Here is a 21,783-nt window from a genome sequence, read left to right on the forward strand (position 1 = left end):
CTTACCCTTTTAACCATTGTCCCCGTTCTCCCTGATTACTACCCATGCACCTACCTGCTAACTTTGACAGCGTCTGCCTGGACGGCATCATGAGCGAATGGCTGTCCGCCCTGGGCGAATTCTCGGTCGAAGCCCTGGTGGTTCTGGGCCCCGATCCTTTTGCCGGCCAGGAAAGCCGGCTGGTGCTGGCCCTGCATCCTCCACGGCTGCTGGAAGCGGCGCACGCCCTGGCCGCCAGCCAGGACTTCGGTGCGCCCTGGCGGGATTCCGATGCGCCCCTGGTGGCCTGGCAGGATATTTCCAGGGCGGCTTTTGGCGATTTGGGCCGCTGGCGCAGGCTGTGGCTGGCGCATGGCTTTCAAAGCGTCGTGCGGATTGCCTTTCCGCTGACCGTGGGCCGCGCTTTTGAATGCTATCTGTTCAGCGCGCGCCAGTGGCCTGACCGCACCGAGCCGTCGCAGCTGGCCTGGTCGGCGCTCAATATCTGGCCTTTGGTGAAGCGGGCGCTGGCCCAGGCCAGAAACCCGCTGAGCCCGCGCGAACTCGAATGCCTGGACCTGGCGTTTCAGGGCATGACGGCGCGCAAAACCGGCGATATGCTGGCGTGCAGCGAGCGCACCGTCAACTTTCACCTGGCCAATGCCATGAACAAGCTCAAGGTGGACAACAAAATGGCCGCCGTCCAGCGTGCCTGCTGGTTTGGCCTGATTTGATCTGATCTGCTGTGGCAGGGCAGGGGAATTTACGGGAAAACACCCCTGCATCAGGCGCCGGGCGTGCCGCAAACCTGTTCATAATTCAGCCCCATGACTTTTCTAGCGCTTGACGTGGGTAACACCCGCCTGAAATGGGCCCAGTACGACGCCCCCGTGGTGGGCGCCAAGCTGCTGGCCCATGGCGCGGTGTTTCTGGAAAATATCGACAGGCTGGCCGAAAACGACTGGCACGGAATGCCCGAGCCCTCGGCGATCCTGGGCTGCGTCGTGGCCGGAGACGCCATCAAGCGGCGGGTGGCCGAACAGATGGAAATCTGGGACGTGCCGCCGCGCTGGGTCCACTCCAGCCCGCAGGAAGCCGGCCTGACCAACGGCTACGACCATCCCGCGCGGCTCGGGTCCGACCGCTGGGTGGCCATGATTGGCGGCTACCACCGGCTGCTGGCGCGCGGCATCCACAAACCCTGCCTGGTGGTGATGGTGGGAACGGCCGTGACGGTCGAAGCCATCGATGCCTCGGGCAAATTCCTGGGCGGCATCATCCTGCCCGGCCACGGCATCATGCTGCGCGCGCTCGAATCGGGCACCGCCGGCCTGCATGTGCCGACCGGCGACGTGCGCGATTTTCCGACCAACACCAGCGACGCGCTGACCAGCGGCGGCACGTTTGCGATTGCCGGCGCGGTGCAGCGCATGGTGGACAACATCACGCGTCATTGCGGCGAAGCGCCCGAATGCATCATGACCGGCGGCGCGGCCTGGAAAATGGCGCCCAGCATGTCGGTCAAGGTCGAACTGGTGGAAACGCTGATCTTTGACGGGCTGCTGGAGATCGCCGCGCGGCGGTTTAAAGCTTGATGCTATTAAAAATATAGCTGCCAGCGCATGCGCTCCATGCGCAGGCAGCTAATTTCATCCATAAAAACGGAGAATTTCCCATGTCAGACCTGAAAGCCGTTTTCGACAAGGCCGTGGCCGACTCCAAGAACCTCAGCGAGCGTCCCGACAACGCGACGCTCTTGAGGCTCTACGCCCTCTACAAGCAGGGCAGCGCCGGCGACAACCTTGACAAAAAGCCCGGCTTCGGCGACATGGTGGCGCGCGCCAAATGGGACGCCTGGAGCAAGCTCAAGGGCACGCCACAGGAGGCCGCGATGCAGCAGTACATCGACCTGATCAACGAGTTGGGCTGAGCAAAATTTGCAATAAAAAAGGCTTCTTGCGCAGGTGGGGCGGGCACTTTCAGCTATGAATTTGGTAGTGGCCTGCGCACCCGCCCTTTCAGTCGGCCTTGATATTGGCCACCTTCACGATGCGCTCCCACATCTTGCGCTCGCTGGCGCCCAGCGTGGCCAACTCCGCGCTGTTCATGACCACGGCCTTGGCGCCCTGGTCTTCCGCGCGCTTTTTGAAGTTGTCCGACTCCACCACCTGTTTGATCGCCAGCGACAGGCGATTTTGCAAGTCGCTGGACAGGCTGGCAGGCCCATACACCGCAAACCACGAGGACGCCACCAGTGGCACGCCGGCTTCCGTGGCGGTCGGTACATTCGGCAGCGCCGGCAGGCGCGCGCGGCCGGTCACCATCAGCGCCTTGAGCTTGCCGGCGCGCACGTGCGGCAGCAGCGGCGGCGGCGTGGTGATGGTGAAGTCCACCGTGCCGGCCAGCAGGTCGTTGAGCGCCGGGCCGGTGCCCCGGTAGGGGATATGGGTCATGAAGGTGTGGGTCAGATCCTTGAGCAGCTCGGTCGTCACATGCTGCAGCGAGCCGTTGCCGCTGGAGGCGTAGTTGACCTTGCCCGGGTTGGCCTTGACATACTTGAGGAACTCTGCAAAGGTGTCGGCCGGAAAATTGGCGCGCACCACCAGCAGCTGCGGCGCGTCGATCAGGTGGGCGATGGGCTTGAGGCTGGTGGCCGGGTCAAACCCCGGCACCGGCTGGATCAGCGGCGTGATGCACTGGTAGCCCGAGTACTGCACCAGCAGGCTGGAGCCATCGGCCGGGCCGCGCGCCACCATCTGGCCGGCGATGTTGCCGTTACCGCCGCCCCGGTTGTCCACGATCACCGAGGTCTGCAAAATTTTCCCCAGCGGCTCGGCCAGCATGCGCGCGGCAATGTCGGTGGTGCCGCCGGCCGCTGCGGGAACGACCAGGGTCAGGGGCTTGCCGGCGAGTTGCGCACGCACCGGGTTGAGCCAGGCGGCCGCGCCGAGTCCGGCGGCCGTGATCAGGGTTCTGCGGGAAATAAGGGTCATTGTTGTCTCCTGTTTATGGCTACTGTTGATGGTTGGAATGCGCTCAGGCCAGCTCGGAAATTTCGATCAGGTTCAGGTCCGGGTCGCGCACATACACCGAGCGGATTTTTTGCGTCGCGCCGGTCCGCAAGACCGGGCCTTCGATCACCGGCCAGCGCGCCTGCGCCAGCCGGGCCATCACGTCTGCCAGCGGAATACTGGCCAGAAAGCACAGGTCCAGCGAACCGGGCACCGGCAAATGGGCCTTGGGTTCAAACTCGCGGCCCTTGACATGCAGGTTGATTTTTTGCGTGCCGAATTTGAACGCCTTGCGCGCCACCGGCGGCGTGCCGCCGACAAAGGTTTCAAGCGCCATGCCCAGCACGCGGGTGTAGAAATCCACGCAGGCCGCTTCGTCGGTGGTGGTCAGCACCAGGTGGTCAAGGTGGCCGATCATGCAAATTGCTCCCGCAGCTCGGCCACATAGGCCGGCGGCGCATGCAGGTCCATGATGCGGCCGGCCTTGGCGACCTGGCCGGGCACGTCGTGGCCGACGATTCCGGGCAGCTGCCGGGCGACCGCCAGCAGCTTCGACAGGTCGATGCCGGTGTCGTAGCCCATCGCATCGAGCATGTGGATCGCGTCCTCGCTGGTCACGTTGCCGCTGGCGCCCGGCGCATACGGGCAGCCGCCCAGGCCGCCCAGCGAGCCGTCGAAGCGGGTTATGCCGGACTGCACCGCCGCCAGCACATTGGCCAGGCCCATGCCGCGCGTGTTGTGAAAGTGCAGCGTCAGCTGCAGTTTGTCAAACCGCTGCTGAAGCGCTTCGGCCATGCGGCTGACCTGCGCCGGATGCGCCATGCCGGTGGTGTCGCAAATGCTCAAGCCGCGCACGCCCAGGACGGCGAAGCGCTCGCCCCAGCGCAGCACTTCGTCCGGCACGACTGCGCCTTCCATCGGGCAGCCAAAGCAGCACGACAGCGACACATTGATGGGCGTTTTGCCATCGACATGGCGAATCACGTCCAGCAGCGCGGCAAAGCTTTTCTCGCGCGGCATGCGCAGGTTGGCCAGGTTGTGCGTCTCGGACACCGACATCACCAGGTTCAGTTCGTCGGCGCCCGCCTCTAACGCGCGCTCGGCGCCGCGCAGGTTGGGCACCAGCACCGTGTACTCGACGCCGGGCGCGCGGCGAATCCGGCCCATCACCTCCTCGGCGTCGCGCAGCATCGGAATCGCCCTGGGCGAGGTGAACGACGTGACCTCGATCTTGGCGTAGCCGCAGGCGCTGAGCGCATCGACCAGCGCGACCTTGTCGTCGGTGGGGATGAAGCCCGGTTCGATCTGGAAGCCGTCGCGGGTGGCGACTTCGTTGAAATAAATGCGTTTTTTAGCAGTCATGGGGTTCCTCCGGCAACAATGCCCTGGTCTTTCAGCGTGCTGATCTGTTCGGGCGACAGGCCCATCTCGCGCAGCACGGCGTCGGTGTCCTGGCCGATCTGTGGCGCGTTGCGGCGGTGGCTGCCCGGCGTGCGCGACAGCTTGGGAACGATGCCCGGCACCGCCAGCAGGCTGCCGTCGTCCATTTGCACCTCGTCCAGCATGTCGCGCGCCCGGTAATGCGGGTCGGCGGCGATGTCGGCCACGGTGTAGATGCGGCCCGCCGGCACGGCCACCTGGTCCAGCGCCGCCAGCACCTCGTCCACGGTGCGCTGCGCGGCCCACTGGCCGATGGCTTCGTCAATCCTGTCCACATGGGCCACGCGGCCGGCGTTATCGGCCAGTTCCGGGTCGGCACCCATTTCCGGCCGGCCTATCGTGGCCATCAGCCGCTTGAAGATGCTGTCGCCGTTCCCCGCAATGAGCGCATAGCCCTCGTCCCTGCAGCGGTAGGCATTGCTGGGCGCGATACCGGGCAGGGCGCTGCCGGCTGGGCCGCGAACGGCGCCGAACGCGCTGTATTCGGGCAGCAGGCTTTCCATGCAGTTGAACACCGCCTCGTACAGCGCCACGTCGATCACCTGGCCCTGGCCCGAGCGCTGGCGCTCCTGCAGCGCCAGCAGGATGCCGATCACGCCGTGCAGCGCGGCCAGCGTGTCGCCGATGCTCACGCCGACGCGCACCGGCACGCGGCCGGGCTCGGCGGTCAGGTGGCGCAGGCCGCTCATGGCCTCGGCCACCACGCCGAATCCCGGCTTGTCGCGGTAGGGGCCGGTCTGGCCGTAGCCGCTGATGCGCAGCATGATGAGGCGCGGGTTGAGCTTGAGCAGCTCGTCCGGCCCGAGGCCCCAGCCTTCCATGGCGCCGGGGCGGAAGTTCTCGATCAGCACGTCGGCGTCGCTGGCGAGCTGCCGCACGATGGCCTGGGCTTGCGGGTTTTTCAAATCCAGCGCGACCGAGCGCTTGTTGCGCGACTGCACCTGCCACCAGACCGAGGTGCCGTCCTTGAGCAGCCGCCACTTGCGCAGCGGGTCGCCGGCGCCGGGGGGCTCGATCTTGATGATGTCGGCGCCAAAGTCGGCCAGCGTCTTGGCGGCGAACGGGCCGGCGATCAGCTGGCCGAGTTCCAGGACTTTGAGGCCGGCCAGCGGACCCTGGACGGGGGAGGGGGTTGAGGGGGCTTCGGTGTGCATGGCGGCCAGTGTGCCGCCGCAGGGGCGCGCCGTCTATTGCTGTTTGGCCGGGCGTGCGTTCGCATTTTGCGAAGGCTCGACCAGAAAATCCACCAGCGACAAAATGCCCGCGTCAAGCTGGCCCAGCGCGCAGGCCACCAGCAGGCGGCGTTGCGCCCACGGATCGGCCAGCGGGCGCCAGCTGATTTTCATGGCCTTGACGATGGGCAGGCAGGCCGCCTTGGGCAAGATGGCAATGCCCAGGCCCGAGGCCACCATGTGGCAGACGGCATCAAAGCTGCGCACCTGCATGCGCAGCTTGAAAGGCCGGTGGGCGGCCAGCGCCGACTGCTGCTGCTGTTGCAGCATCGCCGCGCCGGCCGTCAGGCTGATCCATTCCTCGTCCAGTGCATCGGCAAAGGCCAGCGGCGTCTTCTGGGCGGCCAGCCGGTGCCCGGCGGGCAGGACCAGCACCAGTTCGTCATGGCGAAACAGCCGCGTGTCCAGCCCGCTGGTGTCCGGTCCCTCGACAAACACGGCGACATCGGTCCGCCTCTCACGCAGCGTGGCGGCCACGGCGTCGGACACCTGCTCTTCCACGTCGATATGCACCTGCGGGTGCAGCTGGCCATAGCGCGCCAGCAAGGGCGGCAGGAACTGGCTGATGGCCGCGCTGCTGGCGCACAGGTGGATGTGGCGCACGGTGCCCCGGCGCAGGTCGGCCAACTCGGTGCCCAGCTGCTCCATGGTTTGCAGCAGCGTCAATCCGTGCTTGACGAAGACGCGCCCGGCGGCGGTTGGCAGCAGGCCGCGCGCATGGCGTTCAAACAGGGCGTCGCCCAGCGCAGCTTCCAGCTCGCGGATGCGCCGGCTGGCCGCGCCCAGCGCCAGGTGCGAGTCCCGCGCGGCGGCCGTCAGGCTGCCGGTCTGCGCGCAGGCCACGGCCAGGCGAATCGATACCAGGTCAAACCGGGCAAGGTTGTAGCTCACGGGGCCGACCAGACAAAATCAGGCGGTTTTATTGGGGGCCGCAGCCTTGCGGGCTGCAGGGCGCGCCGTGATCAGGGCATCGAGGTGTTTGACAATCTCGGCTTCTATCCGGTCCTTGAAAGCGCCCGCCAGAAAGCCAAGCCTGGCGTCGATCTCGAAATTGTTTTTCGTCACGGCCAGGGTGCCGTGAACGCCGCTGCGGCTGAAGCTGACGAGGTCGCCGGCATGGCCTTTCTCGTAGGTGCATTCCATGCCGAATTCCACTTCGACCTGTTCGGCCCATTGGACGGCGATCCTGCGTGCCTCCTGCAGTCCCAGGGCATGTTCGCGTTCAAGGTGGATGTCAGCCATTGAGATGTTTCCGGGTTGTTGAGGTTTCAAGGCGGCGTTCCGCCCGTTCCGGGGTTGGGGAGGCGAGCCGTTTGACAGCATCATAAAACCCTGGCGCTGCCTGTGGCATGCACAAATTCTCCATTGCTGGCCATGGCGCGGCATGTGAAAAACAGCTTGCTTAAAAGTTAAAAATCGGTAAATTTGTAAAAAATCATAGTTTTAGTAACTTGTTTTGCAAAAATAATTCCCTGGCTTCAATGAATCAACACCTCCGCGCATCCCGTCAGCCCGCCGTCAATCTCCTGGCGGCAATGGGTGATGCAAACCCAACCTCGACGCCTTGCCATGACGCCTGAAGACAAACCCATGCAGGCGTCCATCACCGCCTCGCTTCTGGCTGGGGTGCTGGAGTCCGCCATGGATGCCATCATCACGGTGGACCCGCGGCACAACATCGTGCTGTTCAACCACGCGGCCGAAAAAATGTTCGGCTGGAGCCGGCAGGAGGTCATGCAGCAGCCGCTCGACAAGCTGATTCCCGGGCGCTTTCGCCACGCCCATGCCCGGCATCTCGAGCAGTTCGGCGCCACGGGCGCGACGGCACGCAGCATGGTGGCGTCCACCGTTCTTATCTACGGGCTGCGCGCCAACGGGCAGGAGTTTCCGATTGACGTTTCCATCTCGCAGGTGGATACGCCCGAGGGCAAGCTGTTTACCGCCATGGTGCGGGACATCACCGGGCAGCAGGCATCGCAGGCGCAATTGAGGCTGCTTGAAACCAGCATTTCCCATCTGAACGACATGGTGGTCATCACCGAAGCCGAACCCGTGGGTGAGCCCGGACCCAGAATCGTTTTTGTCAACGCCGCGTTCGAGCGCCACACCGGCTACAGCCGCGAAGAGGTGATCGGCCGGTCTCCGCGCTTGTTGCAGGGCTCGCTGACGCAGCGGCCAGAGCTTGACCGGATCGCGGCCGCCCTGAAGGCGTGGCAGCCGGTGCGGGCCGAACTGATCAACTACACCCGCAGCGGACAGGCGTTCTGGGTCGAAATCGACATCGTGCCGATTGCCGATGCCAAAGGCTGGTTCACCCACTGGGTGTCGGTGCAGCGCGACATCACCGAGCGCAAGCGGGCCGAGCAGGCCCTGGTGGACAGCGAGCAGCGCTATGCGGCCCTGTTTGCGTCGGCGCCGGTGCCCATGTGGGTGGTTGACCGCGCGAGCCGCAAATTCCTGACGGTCAACCAGGCCGCCATCGAGGGCTATGGCCATTCGGCCGGCGAGTTCCTGGCGATGACGCTGCCGGACATTCATGCCGACGCCGAATGCAGCCGTTTGCCCTATTACCTGTCTGACGCCGCGCAGAAGCGACAGGGATCGTGCCGGCATCGCCGCAAGGACGGCTCGCTTTTCAATGCCGATATCGTGGTCCGGCCGATTCAGTACGCCGGCCAGGAGGCCATTTTCATGGTGGCGCTGGACATGAGCGCCCAGGTCAAGGCTGAAAAAGAGGTGCAGGACCATTTGTTCACCTTGCAGCGCGCCGCCGATGCGGCCCAGGCCATCACCTGGCACCTGACGCTGGACGGCATGATGCAGGAATTGGCGGAGCAGGCGCGCGGTGTGATCGGTGCGCATCAGGCGGTGGTCAGCCTGGCCGCTGAACGCAGCGGCGGGCCGGGCGCTCATGCGCTGTCGCTGTCCGGCGAGTATGCGCAGTACCGCGACCAGCCGCTCTTGACCCACGGCTTTGGGATCTACGCAAGAGGCTGCCACGGCACGCGCCCGGTGCGCATGGCGCAAACCGAACTGCAGGAGCATGCGGACTGGTGCCGCGTGGGCAGCCATGCCGACCGGGAACGCATGCTCAATGGCTGGCTGGCGGTGCCGCTGACTGGACGCGATGGCCAGCCTATCGGGCTGCTGCAGCTGTCGGACAAATACGAGGGTGAATTCATCCAGCAGGACGAGTATGTCGCGACCGAGCTGGCACAGCTGGCGTCGATTGCCATCGTCAACGTCCGCTTGCTGCAGGAGGTCAGCCAGCTCAATACCGGGCTGGAGAAAAAAGTGGCCGAGCGCACGCTGGCGCTGGCGCGCCAGGAGGCCTTGTTCCGCGCACTGGCCGAGCAGGCGCCGCAAGTCATCTGGACCTTGGACCCGAACGGCGACGCGACCTATTTCAACCAGGCCTGGTTTGACCTGGTCGGCGGCAGCCTGCGGGACTGGAGCGGCAAGCAGTGGTTTGGCGCCGTTCATCCTGATGACTTGCCCGACACCAAGGCCAACTGGCAGCTTGCCCAGGCCAACCAGCATTCTTTCTCCGGTCTTCGGCGCCTCTTGTGCAAGGATGGCAGCGTCCACACCATGGCCTACCGGGCCTCGCCCGTACGCGACGAACAGGGCGTGGCGGCCTTCTGGGTCGGCATTGATGCGGATGTGACCGAGATCAAGCATATCGAGGCCGCCTTGCGCCTGTCGAACCAGGAGCTTGAAGCCTTTTCCTATTCGGTGTCGCACGATCTGCGCGCGCCGCTCAGCACCATCAATGGCTTTGGCAGCCTGCTGGCCAAGCAGCTGGCGGGCGATGGAAACGACAAGATGCGGCACTACGTGAGCCGCATCCAGCAAGGCGTGGCGCAAATGGGCCAGTTGATTGAAGACCTGTTGTCACTCGCGCAGGTGGCGCGCACGCAGGTGCGCAACGAGCCGGTCGATTTGTCGGAAATGGCCCTCGGCATTCTGGACGCGTGGCGAGCCCGCCAGCCCGAGCGCGAGGTGAATGTGCAGATTGAAAATGAGCTGCAAGCCTACGGAGACAAGCCGCTGCTCAGGGTGGTGATGGAAAACCTGCTGGGCAATGCCTGGAAGTTCAGCGCGCACCAGCCACAGGCCACGATCAGCGTCGGCCAGCAAGTCGATGCCGCGGGGTTGCCGGTATTTTTCGTGCGTGACAACGGGGCCGGATTCGACATGGCGCATGCCGAAAAGCTGTTTCTTCCGTTCGAGCGCTTGCACGCGGCTGCGGAGTTTGCGGGAACGGGCATCGGGCTGGCAACCGTCGGCCGCGTGATCAACCGGCACGGCGGCAAGCTGTGGGCAGAGGCCGCGCCCGGGCTTGGCGCGACTTTTTTCTTCACGCTTCACGGCTAGGCGCTTACTGCCCGGCGCAGGCCGCCGCCATCCCGGCAATTGCCGGCCCGTGATTGATCTCCAGGAGGGCATGCCGCTCGCTCTTGGGCATGCCGGCCAGCCGTTTGACGGCGCCGTAAAACCGTGGCCAGTCACGTCCTTCGCGCTCGAACAGGGCTTCAAAACCGGGCACCAGTTCGTCATAGGCCGCCTGCGCGCCAAACGACGCATTGTTGGCGCGCGCCACCCACGGGTCGTAGCCGGCATAACCGTCCCATGACGCCTTGAGCTGCGCATAGCGGTCCCGAAAATTCTGCATTGCTATCTTTTTAAGAGCTGCTTGCACCCGTGGGTCGTGCGCTAAGGCCTTGTTTGGTTCATAAATGGCGGTCAATTCCCGGCGTGTGGCCTGCGCCAGCGCCCGGAACTGCTGGCGCCGTGCGTCAAACACCGCATAGGCCTGGCGCGCTTCATCGCTGCTCTGGCGAGTCCGCGCATCCAGCCAGCGCTGCACGCCCAGCCGCTCGACGGCCGTCGCGAAGGACTCGTTGAACACCGTGTCGTCCCGCGCATAAGCCACCTGGTGCGCGAGTTCGTGAAACAGCAGCCGCGCCAGTTCGCCCTCGGGGTAGCGGATGAAGGTGCTCAGCAGCGGATCGCCGCCGGCCCAGTTCATCCAGCCCAGCGTGGAATAGGCCGGCACCCCATGAACGCTGGTTTCAAAGCCCCGGGCGGCGAGTTGCGCGGCCTCGGCCCGGGCGTCGGGTTCACTGAAATAGCCCCGGTAGCCGACGCAGCCGGCCAGCGCAAAACACCAGGTCTTCAGCGTCAGCGAGAACTCGGGCGCGGCCACCACGTTCCAGACCACGGCGCTGCGCTGCAGCTCGGCATAGCGGTGGTAGCTCGGGTTGTCGGGCAGCTGCAGTTCGGTGACGGCAAAGCGGCGGATGCGCTGCGCCAGGGCCAGCCGGATTTTCAGCGGCGCCGGGGTGCGCGCATCGTCCAGCCAGTCCTTGACCGGGCGGGCTGCGTTCATCACCGTCAGGTGGCCGTTGACCGACTGCCAGTAGTAGCCCAGGTCGGCGCAGCCGGCCAGACCGGCCACCGCCAGGCCTGCGGCCAGCACGCGCCTCAATCGTCTCGATGCCATCGTTTACGCTCCTTTTACAGGGCCTGCACTTCACTTTATCCGTCTTGCGCGAAAAACCTCGGCCTCAATCCAGTCAGTTATGCTTGAAAGCCGATTCAGGCTGCATGCTCTTGCTTTTTCATTGATGTCTTCTTCTTCAAGCCTGCTCGCGCTGGTTCGCCTCACGAGGCCGCACCAGTGGGTTAAAAACGTGTTTGTGTTTGCCGGCCTGGTGTTCAGCCAGAGCTGGGAAAACGCCGTGCTCGACCTGCGGGTGCTGCAGGCCTTTGCCGCATTTTGCTGCGCCTCCGGCCTGGTGTACATCCTGAACGACTGGCATGACCGCGCCAGCGATGCGCTGCATCCGGTCAAGCGCAACAGGCCGCTGGCCAGCGGCGCGGTCACGGCTGCTTCGGCGCTGCTGCTGGCGGCCGCGCTGCTGGCGGCGGGCATTTTCCTGGCAGCGGGCAACCGCACGCTGCTGCTGCTGCTGGCGCTGTATGTGGTGCTGAACATGGCGTATTCATGGTGGCTCAAGCAGGTGCCGGTGGTCGATGTGTCCATCATTGCCGCAGGCTTCATGCTCAGGCTGCTGGCCGGCACGGTGGCGGTCGGGATTCCGCCCTCGCGCTGGCTGCTGCTGACCGGCATTTTCATGACGCTGTACCTCGGCTTTTGCAAGCGCAAGGCCGAAAGCTTCCAGGACGAAGCCAGCCAGAGGGCGGTCATGGCGCACTACCCGACGGCGCTGCTCGACACCTTCATCGCCACCACCATGACGGCCACGCTGACCACCTACAGCCTGTTTGCCACCAGCCCGGAGGCGCAGCTGCAGCACAGCGAGCGCCTGCTCTACACCGTGCCGGTCGTCATTTTTGCGCTGCTGCGCTACACCTACCAGGTGCATCGCGGCCGGGGCGAAGACGTGGCGCGCGACCTGCTGCGCGATGCCTGGCTGCTGGGGGCCGGCGTGCTGTGGCTGGCCATCTTCCTGAGCCACCGGTTTTGAAGCCGGACAGCGGCGGACGCAAAACGGGCGCGCCACCCGTCAAGCTGCCCGTCAAGCAGCTGCTGCTGGTGCTGGGCGCGGTGGCCACACTGTATGCGGCGGCGCTGCTGGTCTGGGGCGACAGCCCGCGCACGTCCATCGCCCGCCTGTGGTCATTGACGGGTTTGCAGGCGGCTTTGCTGTGCCTGCTGAACTACGGCCTGCGCGGCCTGCGCTGGCGCTTGTGGATGGCGCACCACGGACGGCATTTTGGCCTGCTGCAGGGGCTTCGCCTGTACCTGGCAGGCTATGCGTTCACGCCCACGCCCGGCAATGTCGGCGAGGCGGCCCGGGGCCTGATGCTGGCGCACCGGCCTTTGGGCGCCCGGCAAAGCCTGGCGATTTTTGGCGCCGAGCGGCTGGCCGACCTGCTGTGCCTGCTGCTGCTGTGCCTGCCTGCCGCCGTTTGGGCCTGGGAGCAGGGCGTGCTTCAACGGGCGCCGGACTGGCTGACGGGCCTGCTGCTGGCCGGCGCCCTGGCGGCGCTGCTGGCGGCGGGTGCGCTGCTCAGGTTTCGGCATGCCCTGCTCGGGCGTTTTGGCTGGCTGCAGGGTGCCTGGGCCTGCCTGAGCGTGCGGCCGCTGGTCTGGTTCAGCCTGAGCCTGGCCGCCTGGGCCGCGCAGGGCGTGGCGGTCTGGCTGATCTGCCGCGACATGGGCCTGGCGCTGGGACTGCCGACGGCCACCGGCTTTTACGCCGTGGCCATGGTGGGCGGCGCCCTGTCGGCCTTGCCGGCGGGCCTGGGCGGCACCGAAGCGCTGCTGACCGGATTGCTGGTGCTGCAGGGCGCTGGCGCCGGTGACGCTTTGGGCATGACCGTGATGATCCGGCTGCTGACGCTGTGGCTGGCCGTGGCGATTGGCGTGCTGGCCTTGCTTTATAGTGCGGCCATCGCCCGGGAAATCAGCTTTCGCTAGCCGCTTTTCGTTTTATTTTTTCCTTTTTCCTGCGTTGCTGCGCGCCACCGTTGGCCTGACGGTTTTTGCCGCCGGCCTGCCGGTTCACCTGCTTGTTTCTCCATGTCCCAGAACCCCGTTTCCGCTTTTTCCCCGCAAGCATCTTCCGCCGCGCTGAGCCGCTGGCTGCTGGGCGCCGGGCTGGCTTCGCTGCTGCTGCGCCTGTGGATTGCACTGAGCTTTCCGATCTCGGGCGACGAGGCTTTTTTCTACTGGTGGGGCGTGTATCCGGACTGGGGCTACTCCGACCATCCGCCGATGGTGGGCTGGCTGATTGCCTTGACGCGCGCCACGTTAGGCGACAGCACGCTGGCGATTCGCCTGCCGGCGGTGCTGCTGCCTCTTAGCCTGGGCGCGGCGCTGTGGTGGGCGCTGGGGCCACTGGACCGGGTGCGCGCGGCCTGGGCGGTGCTGTTTTTCTGGCTCGCGCCGCTGAACTGGCTCTACGTCATCATCACCACCGACACGCCGCTGATTTTCTGGTCGGTGCTGTCGGTGGCCGCGCTGATGCGGGCCGAGCAGCGCGCGCAATTTGACCGTGCGGCTTATGGGCTGTATGCCTTGTCGGGCGTGTTCCTGGGCTGTGCCTTCCTGTCGAAATATTTCTCGGTGGTGCTGGGACTGACCTACCTCGTGTATTTCCTGCTGTACCGGCGCGAGCGGCTGGCGGGCCTGGCCCTGCTGGTGGCCTGCGCCTTGCCCGGCCCGGCCATCAACATCGCCTACAACCTGTCGCACGGCTGGTCGAACATCATGTTCAACGTGTACAACCGCAATCAGGATGCGAACTTTGAATGGCGCAAGCCGGTGCTGTATGTCGGCATGATGGCTTACCTCATCACGCCGGTGGCGCTCTGGCTGGCCGTGAAGCACCGCCAGGCGCTGGTGGACAGCGCCAGAACCCACCGCCTGCTGGTCTGCCTGGTGGTCGTTCCGCTGCTGTTTTTCATGTTGCTGTCGGCCAAAAAGGTGATTGGGCTGCACTGGGTGCTGTCGTTTTACCCTTTCGGTTTTGCCTATCTGGCGTTTGCCCTGCCGGCCGACCGGCTCAAGGCCTGCGCCAAGGGACTGGCCGTGTTTGCCGGCCTGCATGTACTGGTGGTCGCCGGGCTGTACATGACGACGCTGGACACCTGGCGCAGCGCCAAGATTTATCCGCAAATCGTTCGTAGCATCAAGACCGCCGACATCCTGCGCCAGGCCACCGCGCCTAACGCGGTGCTGATGGCCGACTCCTACACGGCCGCGTCGATCTACGGTTTCGAGCGTCGCCAGTACATGCCGGTGTTCGGCGTCGGCAAGTTCCATGCGCGGCAGGACGACATGCTGGTGGACTTTTCGCTGTACCAGGGCAAGACCGTGCGCATCATCACACCCGACAAGCCCGAGCTGGAAGCATTCAAGCCTTACTTTGACCGCGTCACCGTGCTCGATTTCATGCAGGATGGGGTGCCGTTCTACGTGGTGGAAGGCGCGGGCTTCAACTACCCGGCTTACCGCGCGGGCGTGCTGGGCGTGGCGTTCAAGCAGTTCTACAACATACCGGCCTGGCTGCCGATGACCGGCTGCCCGTTCTGCGAACGCTACTGCGGGCAGGTGCGCTGCCCCCGGTAATCTCTGAAAATAGTGATAAAGAATGCCTTTTGCGCAAGCAGGGCGTGCATTGACAGCTATTAAAAAGAGAGTGTTCCTGCTTGCCGGGCTGGCATTTCAGTCCTGCAGTTCCACCCGGGCCATCTCCACGTCCAGCCGTTCCGTCGCATCCATGGGCTCGGACGCCGCCGCCTGTTCGTAAAGCCGGGTGGCTTCCTTCATCCGCTTGTCGCCTTCGAGCATGACCATGCCGTTGGCATATTCGGTCATGGCAATCGCCGAGCCGGGGTTGAGCGCCAGCGCTTCCCTGAACAGCGCCAGGCCGGTGTCTTTTTTTGCGCCATAGGTCATGCTGCCGATCAGCGAGCCCACCTTGTCGATTACCTCGGCATGAAAGGCGGCCAGCGCAATGTGCGCATCGGCATGCTGGGGCGACAGTTCGATGGTCTGCTCCAGCGCTGTCTTGACCTTGCTGCCCAGGCCCTGCGCCAGGGCTTTGGCCACGCTGATGCCCTGGCTGTAGCGGCCGAGGGCATAGGCCTGCCAGTACCACGCATTGGCATTTTTCGGGTCGGCCGCCTGTTGCGCCCCGGCCCGTTCAGCAGCCTGCAGAAACAGGTCGAGTTTGGATTTTTCCCTGCTTTCCAGGTAATTGGCATAAATACAGGTGGCCTTGTTGGCCACCGTGATGCCCGCGCCGCCGGCATTCAGGCCGGCTTCGGCCGCTTTCTGGAACTCGCCGTTGTGAAACAGCACCCAGGCCCGCAGCACCGCCGCGTCCCTGGGGCACGGTTCGCAGTCCCCCCGGTGCAGGCGCGCCCAGTTTTTCTTCAGGCTGGCGGCATCAAATGCATACGCGCCGGGGTGGGGAAAAGGGTTCCATTCGGCCATCTACTTGTCTCCTTGATAATTTTTTCCGCTATTGTCCTCCGTGAACCGGGTCCGGCTCAGTCGGGCAGGCTTGCCGGGCTGCTGTAGGCGGCGGCCAGGCTCTGCAGATGGCTGCGCTCGCCCGGCTCCAGATAGGGCGCCAGCAGGCTCAGCACATGGTGCGCGCCGCGCAGCAGCGCGGACTGCGCATGGGCCGGCTCCAGCGCATGGCGCGGATTGCGCACATATTCAAAGCTCAGCCAGTAGGTCAGCAGCACCACCATGCTGGTGGCCGTCGCCTCGACTTCGCGCGAGTCCATCGTCATGGCGCCGGCCCGGCCCATGCCGTCGAGCAATGCCCTGACGGCGCGGGCCTTGTTCTTGAGCACCCACTGGAAATGGGTTTCGAGCCGGCGGTTCTTGCTCAGCAGATCGTTCAGGTCGCGGTACAAAAAGCGGTACTGCCAGATCAGTTCAAACAGCGTGTGCATGAAAAACCAGGCATCTTCGACATTGCGCACGCCGTCGCTGGCATTGAGCAGCTCGTTCAAGGCCTGCTCATAGCGGTCAAACAGCGAGTTGATCAACTCGTCCTTGGCGGGGTAGTGGTAGTAGAGATTGCCCGGGCTGATGCCGAGTTCCGCGGAAATCAGCGTGGTGGAGACATTGGGCTCGCCAAATCGGTTGAACAGTTCCAGAGTGACCTCCAGAATGCGTTCCGCGGTGCGGCGCGGCGCTTTTTTCGCCATAGTTTGTCTCGCTGGTTGTGTTCCTTGACTCTACCCCAGCGCCCGGGCGGACGGAAGCAGGGAAATCTTCAATAGTCGGGCGCACAACGGCTGAAGGTTTTGGGAGCACGGGCGACAAAAAAGGGACGTGCTGTCCCTTTTTAAAATACCGCGTAGCAGGCCGCTTTGCGCGGTCTGCAGCGAGCTATTGCGCAGCGCCCTGCGCCGTGTCGGTGGCCGGGCTTGCAACCTTTTTGGCCGTGCGCTTGACGGCGGGTCTTGCAGCTTTTTTGGCGGCAGGCGGGGCGGCTTGCGGCGTCCTGGTCTTGACGGCTGTTTTGGCGGCCGGCCTGGCGCGCGCGCGGGCGGCTGCGGCACTGCCGTTCAGGGTCTGGATGTGCTTGTCGAGCTGGTCAACGCGCTCTGCCAGTGCGCTGACATCGCGGGCCGAAGGCACGCCGAGTTTGCCCAGTGCCTTGGCCACGCGCTCCTCGAAAATATTTTCCAGCTTGTCCCAGCGGTTGCCCGCCTTGGACTGGATGTCGCTGGCCATGCCGCTCATTTTGCTGGTGGCTTCGGTGATTTTTTCTTCGGCGGCCGCCTGGGTCTTGCGCTGGATGGACAGGCCTTCCTTGACCAGCGTGTCAAAGACCTTGCTGCCTTCTTCCTGCGCCTTTGAAAAAGCACCCAGGCCGGCGAGCCAGATTTGCTGGGCCGAGTCCTTGACCGCGCTGGCGAGTTGCGGTGCGGCTTTTTTATCGTCGCTCATTTTTTGCAGTTTCTTGACCATGGAAAGCTCCTGATTCGGGGTGGAAAAAAGGGTACGGTCAATGCGCCGCACACAGCAGGAATGTAAGCGCCTGGCTGGCTGGTGTTTAGGGGCAGTCTTCTAGACCTGCCGGGCAGGCGCCACCGGCAAGATGGACGGGGCCTGCAGGCAAGCCGAAGCGAGGGAGTAGCGTTTTATCGCTTATTCGGCCTGTATTGCCGACCATGGCGGCGTTGATTTTCCGATCAGCAATACCGGGCGCTCGATTCGCCGCGCCGTCGAGGCCAACTACGACCGCTTTTTCATCAGAATGCGCGTGAAACCCCGGCCTTCATGCCGGGGAGGTAGAGCGCCGACTGCGCAGCAGTCGCTGCCCTTGGACTTACCTGAATCACGCTTGTCTTTCTTTTAGTCCGTTGTAAGGTGCAGGCTTTCCACCTGGCTGGGCCGTGAGGCTCTGTCCGTAAAGACCTTGTGACCCACACCTTGCGGTGTATGTCCCCTCGGGAATGTCAGTAACCGGCTCCTGCTTTTGAGGGCAGCGACTAAAACCTTCGACCCTTTACCTTTGGTCTGTATGATTAAAGCCTTGCAGAGCAGCAAACTGAGGAAGCATTTGCTGGTGCGTCTTGACGACCCATTACTAACGTAGCGGGTTGGTTACCGCTTTCCCTGCTTCAAACTAACTCTTTGTCTTTCGACTCCAAGCTCCGGCCTTTAAGCCGGGGTAGTTGACGATTATGAGCGCACCATGCAGTTCAATTATTTTGGCTGCCTGCGCGTCACCATGGGTCTGCTGCCTGTATTGCTGGGGAAGTGCTTCATGCCGCGCATTGCCATGAATAGCAGTTTTTCGGATTCATCCGCCGCCAAGGGTGAGGCGGGCGAAAAAGGTGAAAGGGCCAGGCTCTCGCCCGAAGCGCAGGCAATGCAGCAGATGATGCGCGGGATTCATTTTTAAACCAGGCCAGCAGGCATTGCAGCTAGCCCCACTGCAATGGGCGTTCTTTAGTGCTGGATCAGAAACTCTTGCTTGTCGCGGCCTGCGGCCAATTGGGCGCTTAACCATGCGGGAGACTTTCCGCGACCTGTCCATGTTTTTCCGCTGGCAGGATCCTGGTATTTGGGAGCGACCACATTGCGTTTGTCGCTCGTGACTTTTTTGGCGGTGCCCTTGCCTGAAAATCCCAGATCTGAAGCCGTCAAGTCATAAGTCTTGATTAACTCCTTGGCTGCGCTAATGGCTTGCGTGCGTTCACCCTTGCGTTCTGCATCCTGCTGTTTGCGCAGCTCGTTTAGTTTGGCTTCGTAGTCGTCGATTTGCTGCTGTAGTTCGTTCGATTTGGTCATGAAGTATTTTCCTGGAAAATTCAAATTGTAATTGATTGATGATCTCAATCAAGCTTGTGCCGGGTGGGTTATTGAATAAAACTGATATTGCTTGTCCCGTTGAGTCTGGCGACCGGCAATTGTCTTCGGTTTTCTTGGGTATTCCCGTGTGAGTTGGTTTAAAAAAATAAATCAATGAGTTTGTTGTCTGCAATCCGTGATGAGCCGGCCAGCTTGCAGGCAGGTTATATGCCGCAACTGGTGGCCGGCTTTTCTTTTGTGCCGGGCATGTCGCCAGTTGCTGAAAGAAAAAATTTCCGCGGATAGGCTTGCTTCAGCCTTCGCCATGTAACATGAGTAATAAATGCTTGCTTATTTAAAGATCAAGCGGCAACGTACAATTGCCCGCTTGAAGTTTGAATGTAGGAAAAATGCAAGAAACACAAAACCGTGTCGTCAGCACGCAGGAGACTGGTCTATTGGACGTCCTGGTTACCTTGGCAGAAAATCTCAAGCTATTGCTCATCGGGTCACTGGTGGCAGGGCTGTGCGCACTGGGGATCAGTTTTGAACTGCCCCCAACCTTCCAGAGCGTGGCCGTGCTTCAGGCGGAGCAGCCTACCGCCAGCCTGATGCTTACCACCGCCGTACTGGATCCGGTCATTGCTGCCATGGGCCTGGCCAAGGACGATGCGCTTGAAAACGCCCGCCTGAAGCTGCGGGAGCAGATCAAGACCGCCGTGGGCCGCAACGACAAGCTGCTGACGCTGACCGTATCTAGCCGTACGCCACAGCAGGCGCAAGCCATTGCCAGTGCTGTCATCAAGCAAACCTATCAGGAAAGCCGCCCCAAAGGCAGTGCGCGGGCGCGCCTTGAAACACAGTTGGCCGAAGCGCAGGCGCGGCTCAAAAATGCCCAGGATGCTTCTGTCGGTGTGCTTAAACGCCTGGAATCAAACGGCGCTGGCGGTGCCAATAGCGGCACTGAACTGGCGCGTGGCTATGCCGAGTTGCTGAACGCAACGGGTGCGGCTCAAAGTCAGATCAGCTTGCTTGAAATCCAGTTGGAAGGCGTGAGCGAAGCACAGCTGGTCCAGTCGCCCACACTGCCCCAGAACGCAAGCCAGCCCAAAAAAGGCTTGATTGCCATCGGCGCCACGCTGGCGACAGGGCTGGCGCTGCTGTTGTTTATTTTTATGCGGCAAGCCTTTCGCAACACACCGGTAAACCAGACGAATTCTGCGAAGTTGACGCGCATCAGCAAAGCCCTGGGGTTGAAATAAGACTGTAATGACAGTACAGCGGTAATTCCCAAGGCTTGATGCCCATGGCAATAACTCCGGCAAACGGCCTCCTACCCACAAGTCGATAACTTTATGACCATTCTCATCACCGGCGCAGCCGGTTTCATCGGCGCCAACTTCGTTCTTGACTGGCTGGCGCAATCAAGCGAGCCGGTGATCAACCTGGACAAGCTGACCTACGCGGGCAACCTCGAAACCCTCGCTTCTTTGCAGGGCGATGCGCGGCACGTTTTTGTCCAGGGCGATATCGGCGACAGCGAACTGGTCAGTCGCCTGCTGGTGCTTCACCAGCCGCGCGCGGTGCTCAATTTTGCTGCCGAAAGCCATGTGGACCGCTCCATCCACAGCCCCGAGGACTTCATCCAGACCAATATCGTCGGCACCTTCCGCCTGCTGGAGGCCGTGCGCGCCTACTGGGGCGGCTTGCCGGAAGAGGCCAAAGCGGCGTTTCGCTTCCTGCATGTGTCCACCGACGAGGTGTATGGCTCCCTGGGCAAGGACGAGCCCGCCTTCACGGAAACCCGCCGCTACGAGCCCAACAGCCCGTACTCGGCCAGCAAGGCCGCCAGCGACCACCTGGTGCGCGCCTACCACCACACCTACGGCCTGCCGGTGCTGACCACCAACTGCTCGAACAACTACGGCCCCTGCCATTTCCCCGAAAAGCTCATTCCCCTGATGATCGTCAACGCCCTGGCCGGCAAGGCCTTGCCCGTCTATGGCGACGGCCTGCAGGTGCGCGACTGGCTGTATGTCAAGGACCACTGCAGCGCCATCCGCCGCGTGCTCGAAGCCGGCGCATTGGGCGAGGTGTACAACGTCGGCGGCTGGAACGAAAAAACCAACATCGAGATTGTCCGCACGGTCTGCGCCTTGCTCGACGAACTGCGTCCCAGGGCGGACGGCGCCAGCTATGCCGCGCAGATCACCACCGTCAAGGACCGCCCCGGCCATGACCGGCGCTACGCCATCGACGCCAGCAAGATCGAGCGCGAGCTTAGCTGGCGGCCAGCGGAAACATTCGAAACCGGCATCCGCAAGACCGTGCAGTGGTATCTGGACAACCCCGAGTGGGTGGCCCATGTGCAAAGCGGCGCCTACCGCGACTGGGTGCAGACCCAGTATGCCGACGCATGAAAATCCTGCTTCTCGGCAAAAACGGCCAGATCGGCTGGGAACTGCAGCGCAGCCTGGCGCCGCTGGGCGAAGTGATCGCGCTGGACCGCCACAGCGTGGACTTGTGCGGCGACCTGACGAATCTGCCCGGCCTGGCCCGGACGGTGCAAACCGTGCGCCCCGATGTCATCGTCAATGCCGCTGCCCACACGGCCGTGGACCGGGCCGAAAGCGAGCCCGAACTGGCCCGCACCGTCAACGCCCTGGCGCCCGGCGTGCTGGCGCAAGAAGCCAGCAAGCTCGGCGCCTGGCTGGTGCATTACTCGACCGACTACGTGTTTGACGGCAGCGGCAGCCGGCCATGGATGGAGTGCGACACGCCCGCGCCGCTGAGCGTCTATGGCATGACCAAATTAGAAGGCGAGCAGCTCATTGCCGAACACTGCCAGCGCTACCTGATTCTGCGCACCAGCTGGGTCTATGCCGCGCGCGGCGGCAACTTTGCCAAGACCATGCTGCGCCTGGCGCAGGAGCGCGAGCGCCTCACGGTGATTGACGACCAGTGGGGTGCGCCGACCGGCGCCGAACTGCTGGCCGATGTGACGGCGCACGCCATTCGCCAGGCTCTACAGCGCCCGCAGGACGCCGGGCTCTACCATCTGGCGGCGAGCGGCGAAACGACCTGGAATGGGTATGCAAAACATGTGATTGCGCAAGCAGCACGGGCGCAAACAGCTATTAAAATAGTAGCAAATGACGTAGCCGCCGTTCCGACCAGTGCTTTTCCCACGCCGGCCCGGCGCCCGCACAACTCGCGCCTGGACTGCACCCGGCTGCAAACCACGTTCGGCTTGAAGCTGCCGCCCTGGCAGCAGGGCGTGGATCGCATGCTGGCTGAAATTCTTTAAAAAATCAGAGATCGA

Annotated in this window: 22 protein-coding genes and 1 pseudogene; 12 read left to right on the forward strand and 11 right to left on the reverse strand. The window is 63.4% G+C overall.

Features of this window, described 5'->3' with window-relative positions:
* Positions 1-44 precede the first annotated feature (44 nt).
* The 3 genes from ABLV49_RS03535 (at position 45) to ABLV49_RS03545 (ending at position 1,909) form a co-directional block, all read left to right on the forward strand.
* Entirely contained in the window at positions 45-713 is a 669-nt protein-coding gene (locus ABLV49_RS03535; RefSeq protein ID WP_349280218.1) for a helix-turn-helix transcriptional regulator, read from the forward strand.
* Positions 714-806: 93 nt separating this feature from the next.
* On the forward strand, positions 807-1,574 hold the full coding sequence (locus ABLV49_RS03540) for a type III pantothenate kinase (RefSeq protein WP_349280219.1): 768 nt from the start codon (positions 807-809) through the stop codon (positions 1,572-1,574).
* Between the two features lie 80 nt (positions 1,575-1,654).
* Complete coding sequence (locus tag ABLV49_RS03545) at positions 1,655-1,909, forward strand: acyl-CoA-binding protein (RefSeq protein ID WP_349280220.1); 255 nt, start codon at positions 1,655-1,657, stop codon at positions 1,907-1,909.
* 88 nt (positions 1,910-1,997) lie between these two features.
* Here the strand turns inward: ABLV49_RS03545 and ABLV49_RS03550 are convergent, their stop codons facing one another.
* Genes ABLV49_RS03550 through ABLV49_RS03575 form a run of 6 tightly spaced genes read right to left on the reverse strand, consistent with a single transcriptional unit; the run spans position 1,998 to position 6,904 of the window.
* Entirely contained in the window at positions 1,998-2,972 is a 975-nt protein-coding gene (locus tag ABLV49_RS03550) for a Bug family tripartite tricarboxylate transporter substrate binding protein (RefSeq protein ID WP_349280221.1), read from the reverse strand.
* Between the two features lie 43 nt (positions 2,973-3,015).
* Entirely contained in the window at positions 3,016-3,408 is a 393-nt protein-coding gene (locus ABLV49_RS03555; protein WP_349280222.1) for a VOC family protein, read from the reverse strand.
* The gene (locus tag ABLV49_RS03560; protein ID WP_349280223.1) at positions 3,405-4,352 is read right to left on the reverse strand and encodes a hydroxymethylglutaryl-CoA lyase; all 948 of its coding nucleotides are present in this window, start codon (positions 4,350-4,352) and stop codon (positions 3,405-3,407) included. The genes ABLV49_RS03555 and ABLV49_RS03560 overlap by 4 nt, the downstream gene beginning before the upstream one ends.
* Positions 4,349-5,584 (reverse strand): CaiB/BaiF CoA transferase family protein, encoded by a 1,236-nt coding sequence (locus tag ABLV49_RS03565; RefSeq protein ID WP_349280224.1) that lies wholly within the window; start codon positions 5,582-5,584, stop codon positions 4,349-4,351. The genes ABLV49_RS03560 and ABLV49_RS03565 overlap by 4 nt, the downstream gene beginning before the upstream one ends.
* A gap of 33 nt (positions 5,585-5,617) precedes the next feature.
* A complete protein-coding gene (locus tag ABLV49_RS03570) occupies positions 5,618-6,553 on the reverse strand; it encodes a LysR family transcriptional regulator (protein WP_349280225.1) in 936 nt (311 codons plus the stop codon).
* 18 nt (positions 6,554-6,571) lie between these two features.
* On the reverse strand, positions 6,572-6,904 hold the full coding sequence (locus ABLV49_RS03575; protein WP_011802871.1) for a polyhydroxyalkanoic acid system family protein: 333 nt from the start codon (positions 6,902-6,904) through the stop codon (positions 6,572-6,574).
* Positions 6,905-7,231: 327 nt separating this feature from the next.
* Here ABLV49_RS03575 and ABLV49_RS03580 point away from each other — a divergent pair, with 327 nt between their 5' ends.
* Entirely contained in the window at positions 7,232-10,039 is a 2,808-nt protein-coding gene (locus ABLV49_RS03580; RefSeq protein WP_349280226.1) for a PAS domain S-box protein, read from the forward strand.
* Positions 10,040-10,043: 4 nt separating this feature from the next.
* Here the strand turns inward: ABLV49_RS03580 and ABLV49_RS03585 are convergent, their stop codons facing one another.
* Positions 10,044-11,168 (reverse strand): aminopeptidase, encoded by a 1,125-nt coding sequence (locus ABLV49_RS03585; RefSeq protein ID WP_349280227.1) that lies wholly within the window; start codon positions 11,166-11,168, stop codon positions 10,044-10,046.
* A 124-nt stretch (positions 11,169-11,292) separates the two neighbouring features.
* On the opposite strand from ABLV49_RS03585, the gene ABLV49_RS03590 reads away from it, so the two are divergent.
* The 3 genes from ABLV49_RS03590 to ABLV49_RS03600 all read left to right on the forward strand — a co-directional run bounded on the left by ABLV49_RS03590 (position 11,293) and on the right by ABLV49_RS03600 (position 14,765).
* A complete protein-coding gene (locus ABLV49_RS03590; RefSeq protein WP_349280228.1) occupies positions 11,293-12,156 on the forward strand; it encodes a decaprenyl-phosphate phosphoribosyltransferase in 864 nt (287 codons plus the stop codon).
* Complete coding sequence (locus tag ABLV49_RS03595) at positions 12,153-13,112, forward strand: lysylphosphatidylglycerol synthase transmembrane domain-containing protein (protein ID WP_349280229.1); 960 nt, start codon at positions 12,153-12,155, stop codon at positions 13,110-13,112. Before ABLV49_RS03590 ends, ABLV49_RS03595 begins: the two co-directional genes overlap by 4 nt.
* 102 nt (positions 13,113-13,214) lie before the next feature.
* The gene (locus tag ABLV49_RS03600) at positions 13,215-14,765 is read left to right on the forward strand and encodes an ArnT family glycosyltransferase (RefSeq protein ID WP_349280230.1); all 1,551 of its coding nucleotides are present in this window, start codon (positions 13,215-13,217) and stop codon (positions 14,763-14,765) included.
* A 96-nt stretch (positions 14,766-14,861) separates the two neighbouring features.
* On the opposite strand, the gene ABLV49_RS03605 is transcribed toward ABLV49_RS03600, so the two are convergent.
* The 3 genes from ABLV49_RS03605 to ABLV49_RS03615 all read right to left on the reverse strand — a co-directional run bounded on the left by ABLV49_RS03605 (position 14,862) and on the right by ABLV49_RS03615 (position 17,132).
* Positions 14,862-15,635: a hypothetical protein gene (locus tag ABLV49_RS03605; protein WP_349280231.1), complete on the reverse strand. Its 774-nt coding sequence runs from the start codon at positions 15,633-15,635 to the stop codon at positions 14,862-14,864.
* A 56-nt stretch (positions 15,636-15,691) separates the two neighbouring features.
* Positions 15,692-16,363 carry a TetR/AcrR family transcriptional regulator gene (locus ABLV49_RS03610; RefSeq protein ID WP_349280232.1) on the reverse strand — a complete coding sequence of 224 codons (672 nt, stop codon included), beginning with the start codon at positions 16,361-16,363 and terminating at the stop codon, positions 15,692-15,694.
* A 184-nt stretch (positions 16,364-16,547) separates the two neighbouring features.
* Positions 16,548-17,132 (reverse strand): phasin family protein, encoded by a 585-nt coding sequence (locus ABLV49_RS03615; RefSeq protein WP_349280233.1) that lies wholly within the window; start codon positions 17,130-17,132, stop codon positions 16,548-16,550.
* A 715-nt stretch (positions 17,133-17,847) separates the two neighbouring features.
* On the opposite strand from ABLV49_RS03615, the pseudogene ABLV49_RS03620 reads away from it, so the two are divergent.
* A pseudogene (locus ABLV49_RS03620) lies at positions 17,848-18,072 on the forward strand (hypothetical protein); the annotation flags it as partial.
* A 47-nt stretch (positions 18,073-18,119) separates the two neighbouring features.
* Here ABLV49_RS03620 and ABLV49_RS03625 read toward each other — a convergent pair.
* Positions 18,120-18,461, reverse strand: coding sequence for an H-NS histone family protein (locus ABLV49_RS03625; RefSeq protein WP_349280235.1), 342 nt, complete (start codon positions 18,459-18,461; stop codon positions 18,120-18,122).
* Between the two features lie 174 nt (positions 18,462-18,635).
* Between ABLV49_RS03625 and ABLV49_RS03630 the strand changes: the two genes are divergently transcribed.
* The 4 genes from ABLV49_RS03630 (at position 18,636) to rfbD (ending at position 21,768) form a co-directional block, all read left to right on the forward strand.
* On the forward strand, positions 18,636-18,767 hold the full coding sequence (locus tag ABLV49_RS03630) for a hypothetical protein (RefSeq protein WP_349280236.1): 132 nt from the start codon (positions 18,636-18,638) through the stop codon (positions 18,765-18,767).
* Between the two features lie 89 nt (positions 18,768-18,856).
* The gene (locus tag ABLV49_RS03635; protein ID WP_349280237.1) at positions 18,857-19,723 is read left to right on the forward strand and encodes a hypothetical protein; all 867 of its coding nucleotides are present in this window, start codon (positions 18,857-18,859) and stop codon (positions 19,721-19,723) included.
* A 93-nt stretch (positions 19,724-19,816) separates the two neighbouring features.
* Positions 19,817-20,881, forward strand: a complete 1,065-nt coding sequence (gene rfbB / locus ABLV49_RS03640; RefSeq protein WP_349280238.1) for a dTDP-glucose 4,6-dehydratase — start codon at positions 19,817-19,819, stop codon at positions 20,879-20,881.
* Entirely contained in the window at positions 20,878-21,768 is an 891-nt protein-coding gene (rfbD, locus tag ABLV49_RS03645; protein WP_349280239.1) for a dTDP-4-dehydrorhamnose reductase, read from the forward strand. The genes rfbB and rfbD overlap by 4 nt, the downstream gene beginning before the upstream one ends.
* Positions 21,769-21,783: the final 15 nt, after the last annotated feature.

The organism is Polaromonas hydrogenivorans, from assembly GCF_040105105.1.
Taxonomy (GTDB): domain Bacteria; phylum Pseudomonadota; class Gammaproteobacteria; order Burkholderiales; family Burkholderiaceae_C; genus Polaromonas; species Polaromonas hydrogenivorans.

Bases quoted from the DNA above. Each gene is read 5' to 3' on its own strand.
- ABLV49_RS03535 (WP_349280218.1), top strand. From the start codon at position 45: ATGCACCTACCTGCTAACTTTGACAGCGTCTGCCTGGACGGCATCATG.
- ABLV49_RS03540 (WP_349280219.1), top strand. From the start codon at position 807: ATGACTTTTCTAGCGCTTGACGTGGGTAACACCCGCCTGAAATGGGCC.
- ABLV49_RS03545 (WP_349280220.1), top strand. From the start codon at position 1,655: ATGTCAGACCTGAAAGCCGTTTTCGACAAGGCCGTGGCCGACTCCAAG.
- ABLV49_RS03550 (WP_349280221.1), bottom strand. From the start codon at position 2,972: ATGACCCTTATTTCCCGCAGAACCCTGATCACGGCCGCCGGACTCGGC.
- ABLV49_RS03555 (WP_349280222.1), bottom strand. From the start codon at position 3,408: ATGATCGGCCACCTTGACCACCTGGTGCTGACCACCACCGACGAAGCG.
- ABLV49_RS03560 (WP_349280223.1), bottom strand. From the start codon at position 4,352: ATGACTGCTAAAAAACGCATTTATTTCAACGAAGTCGCCACCCGCGAC.
- ABLV49_RS03565 (WP_349280224.1), bottom strand. From the start codon at position 5,584: ATGCACACCGAAGCCCCCTCAACCCCCTCCCCCGTCCAGGGTCCGCTG.
- ABLV49_RS03575 (WP_011802871.1), bottom strand. From the start codon at position 6,904: ATGGCTGACATCCACCTTGAACGCGAACATGCCCTGGGACTGCAGGAG.
- ABLV49_RS03580 (WP_349280226.1), top strand. From the start codon at position 7,232: ATGACGCCTGAAGACAAACCCATGCAGGCGTCCATCACCGCCTCGCTT.
- ABLV49_RS03585 (WP_349280227.1), bottom strand. From the start codon at position 11,168: ATGGCATCGAGACGATTGAGGCGCGTGCTGGCCGCAGGCCTGGCGGTG.
- ABLV49_RS03590 (WP_349280228.1), top strand. From the start codon at position 11,293: ATGTCTTCTTCTTCAAGCCTGCTCGCGCTGGTTCGCCTCACGAGGCCG.
- ABLV49_RS03600 (WP_349280230.1), top strand. From the start codon at position 13,215: ATGTCCCAGAACCCCGTTTCCGCTTTTTCCCCGCAAGCATCTTCCGCC.
- ABLV49_RS03605 (WP_349280231.1), bottom strand. From the start codon at position 15,635: ATGGCCGAATGGAACCCTTTTCCCCACCCCGGCGCGTATGCATTTGAT.
- ABLV49_RS03610 (WP_349280232.1), bottom strand. From the start codon at position 16,363: ATGGCGAAAAAAGCGCCGCGCCGCACCGCGGAACGCATTCTGGAGGTC.
- ABLV49_RS03615 (WP_349280233.1), bottom strand. From the start codon at position 17,132: ATGGTCAAGAAACTGCAAAAAATGAGCGACGATAAAAAAGCCGCACCG.
- ABLV49_RS03625 (WP_349280235.1), bottom strand. From the start codon at position 18,461: ATGACCAAATCGAACGAACTACAGCAGCAAATCGACGACTACGAAGCC.
- ABLV49_RS03630 (WP_349280236.1), top strand. From the start codon at position 18,636: ATGAGTTTGTTGTCTGCAATCCGTGATGAGCCGGCCAGCTTGCAGGCA.
- rfbB (WP_349280238.1), top strand. From the start codon at position 19,817: ATGACCATTCTCATCACCGGCGCAGCCGGTTTCATCGGCGCCAACTTC.
- rfbD (WP_349280239.1), top strand. From the start codon at position 20,878: ATGAAAATCCTGCTTCTCGGCAAAAACGGCCAGATCGGCTGGGAACTG.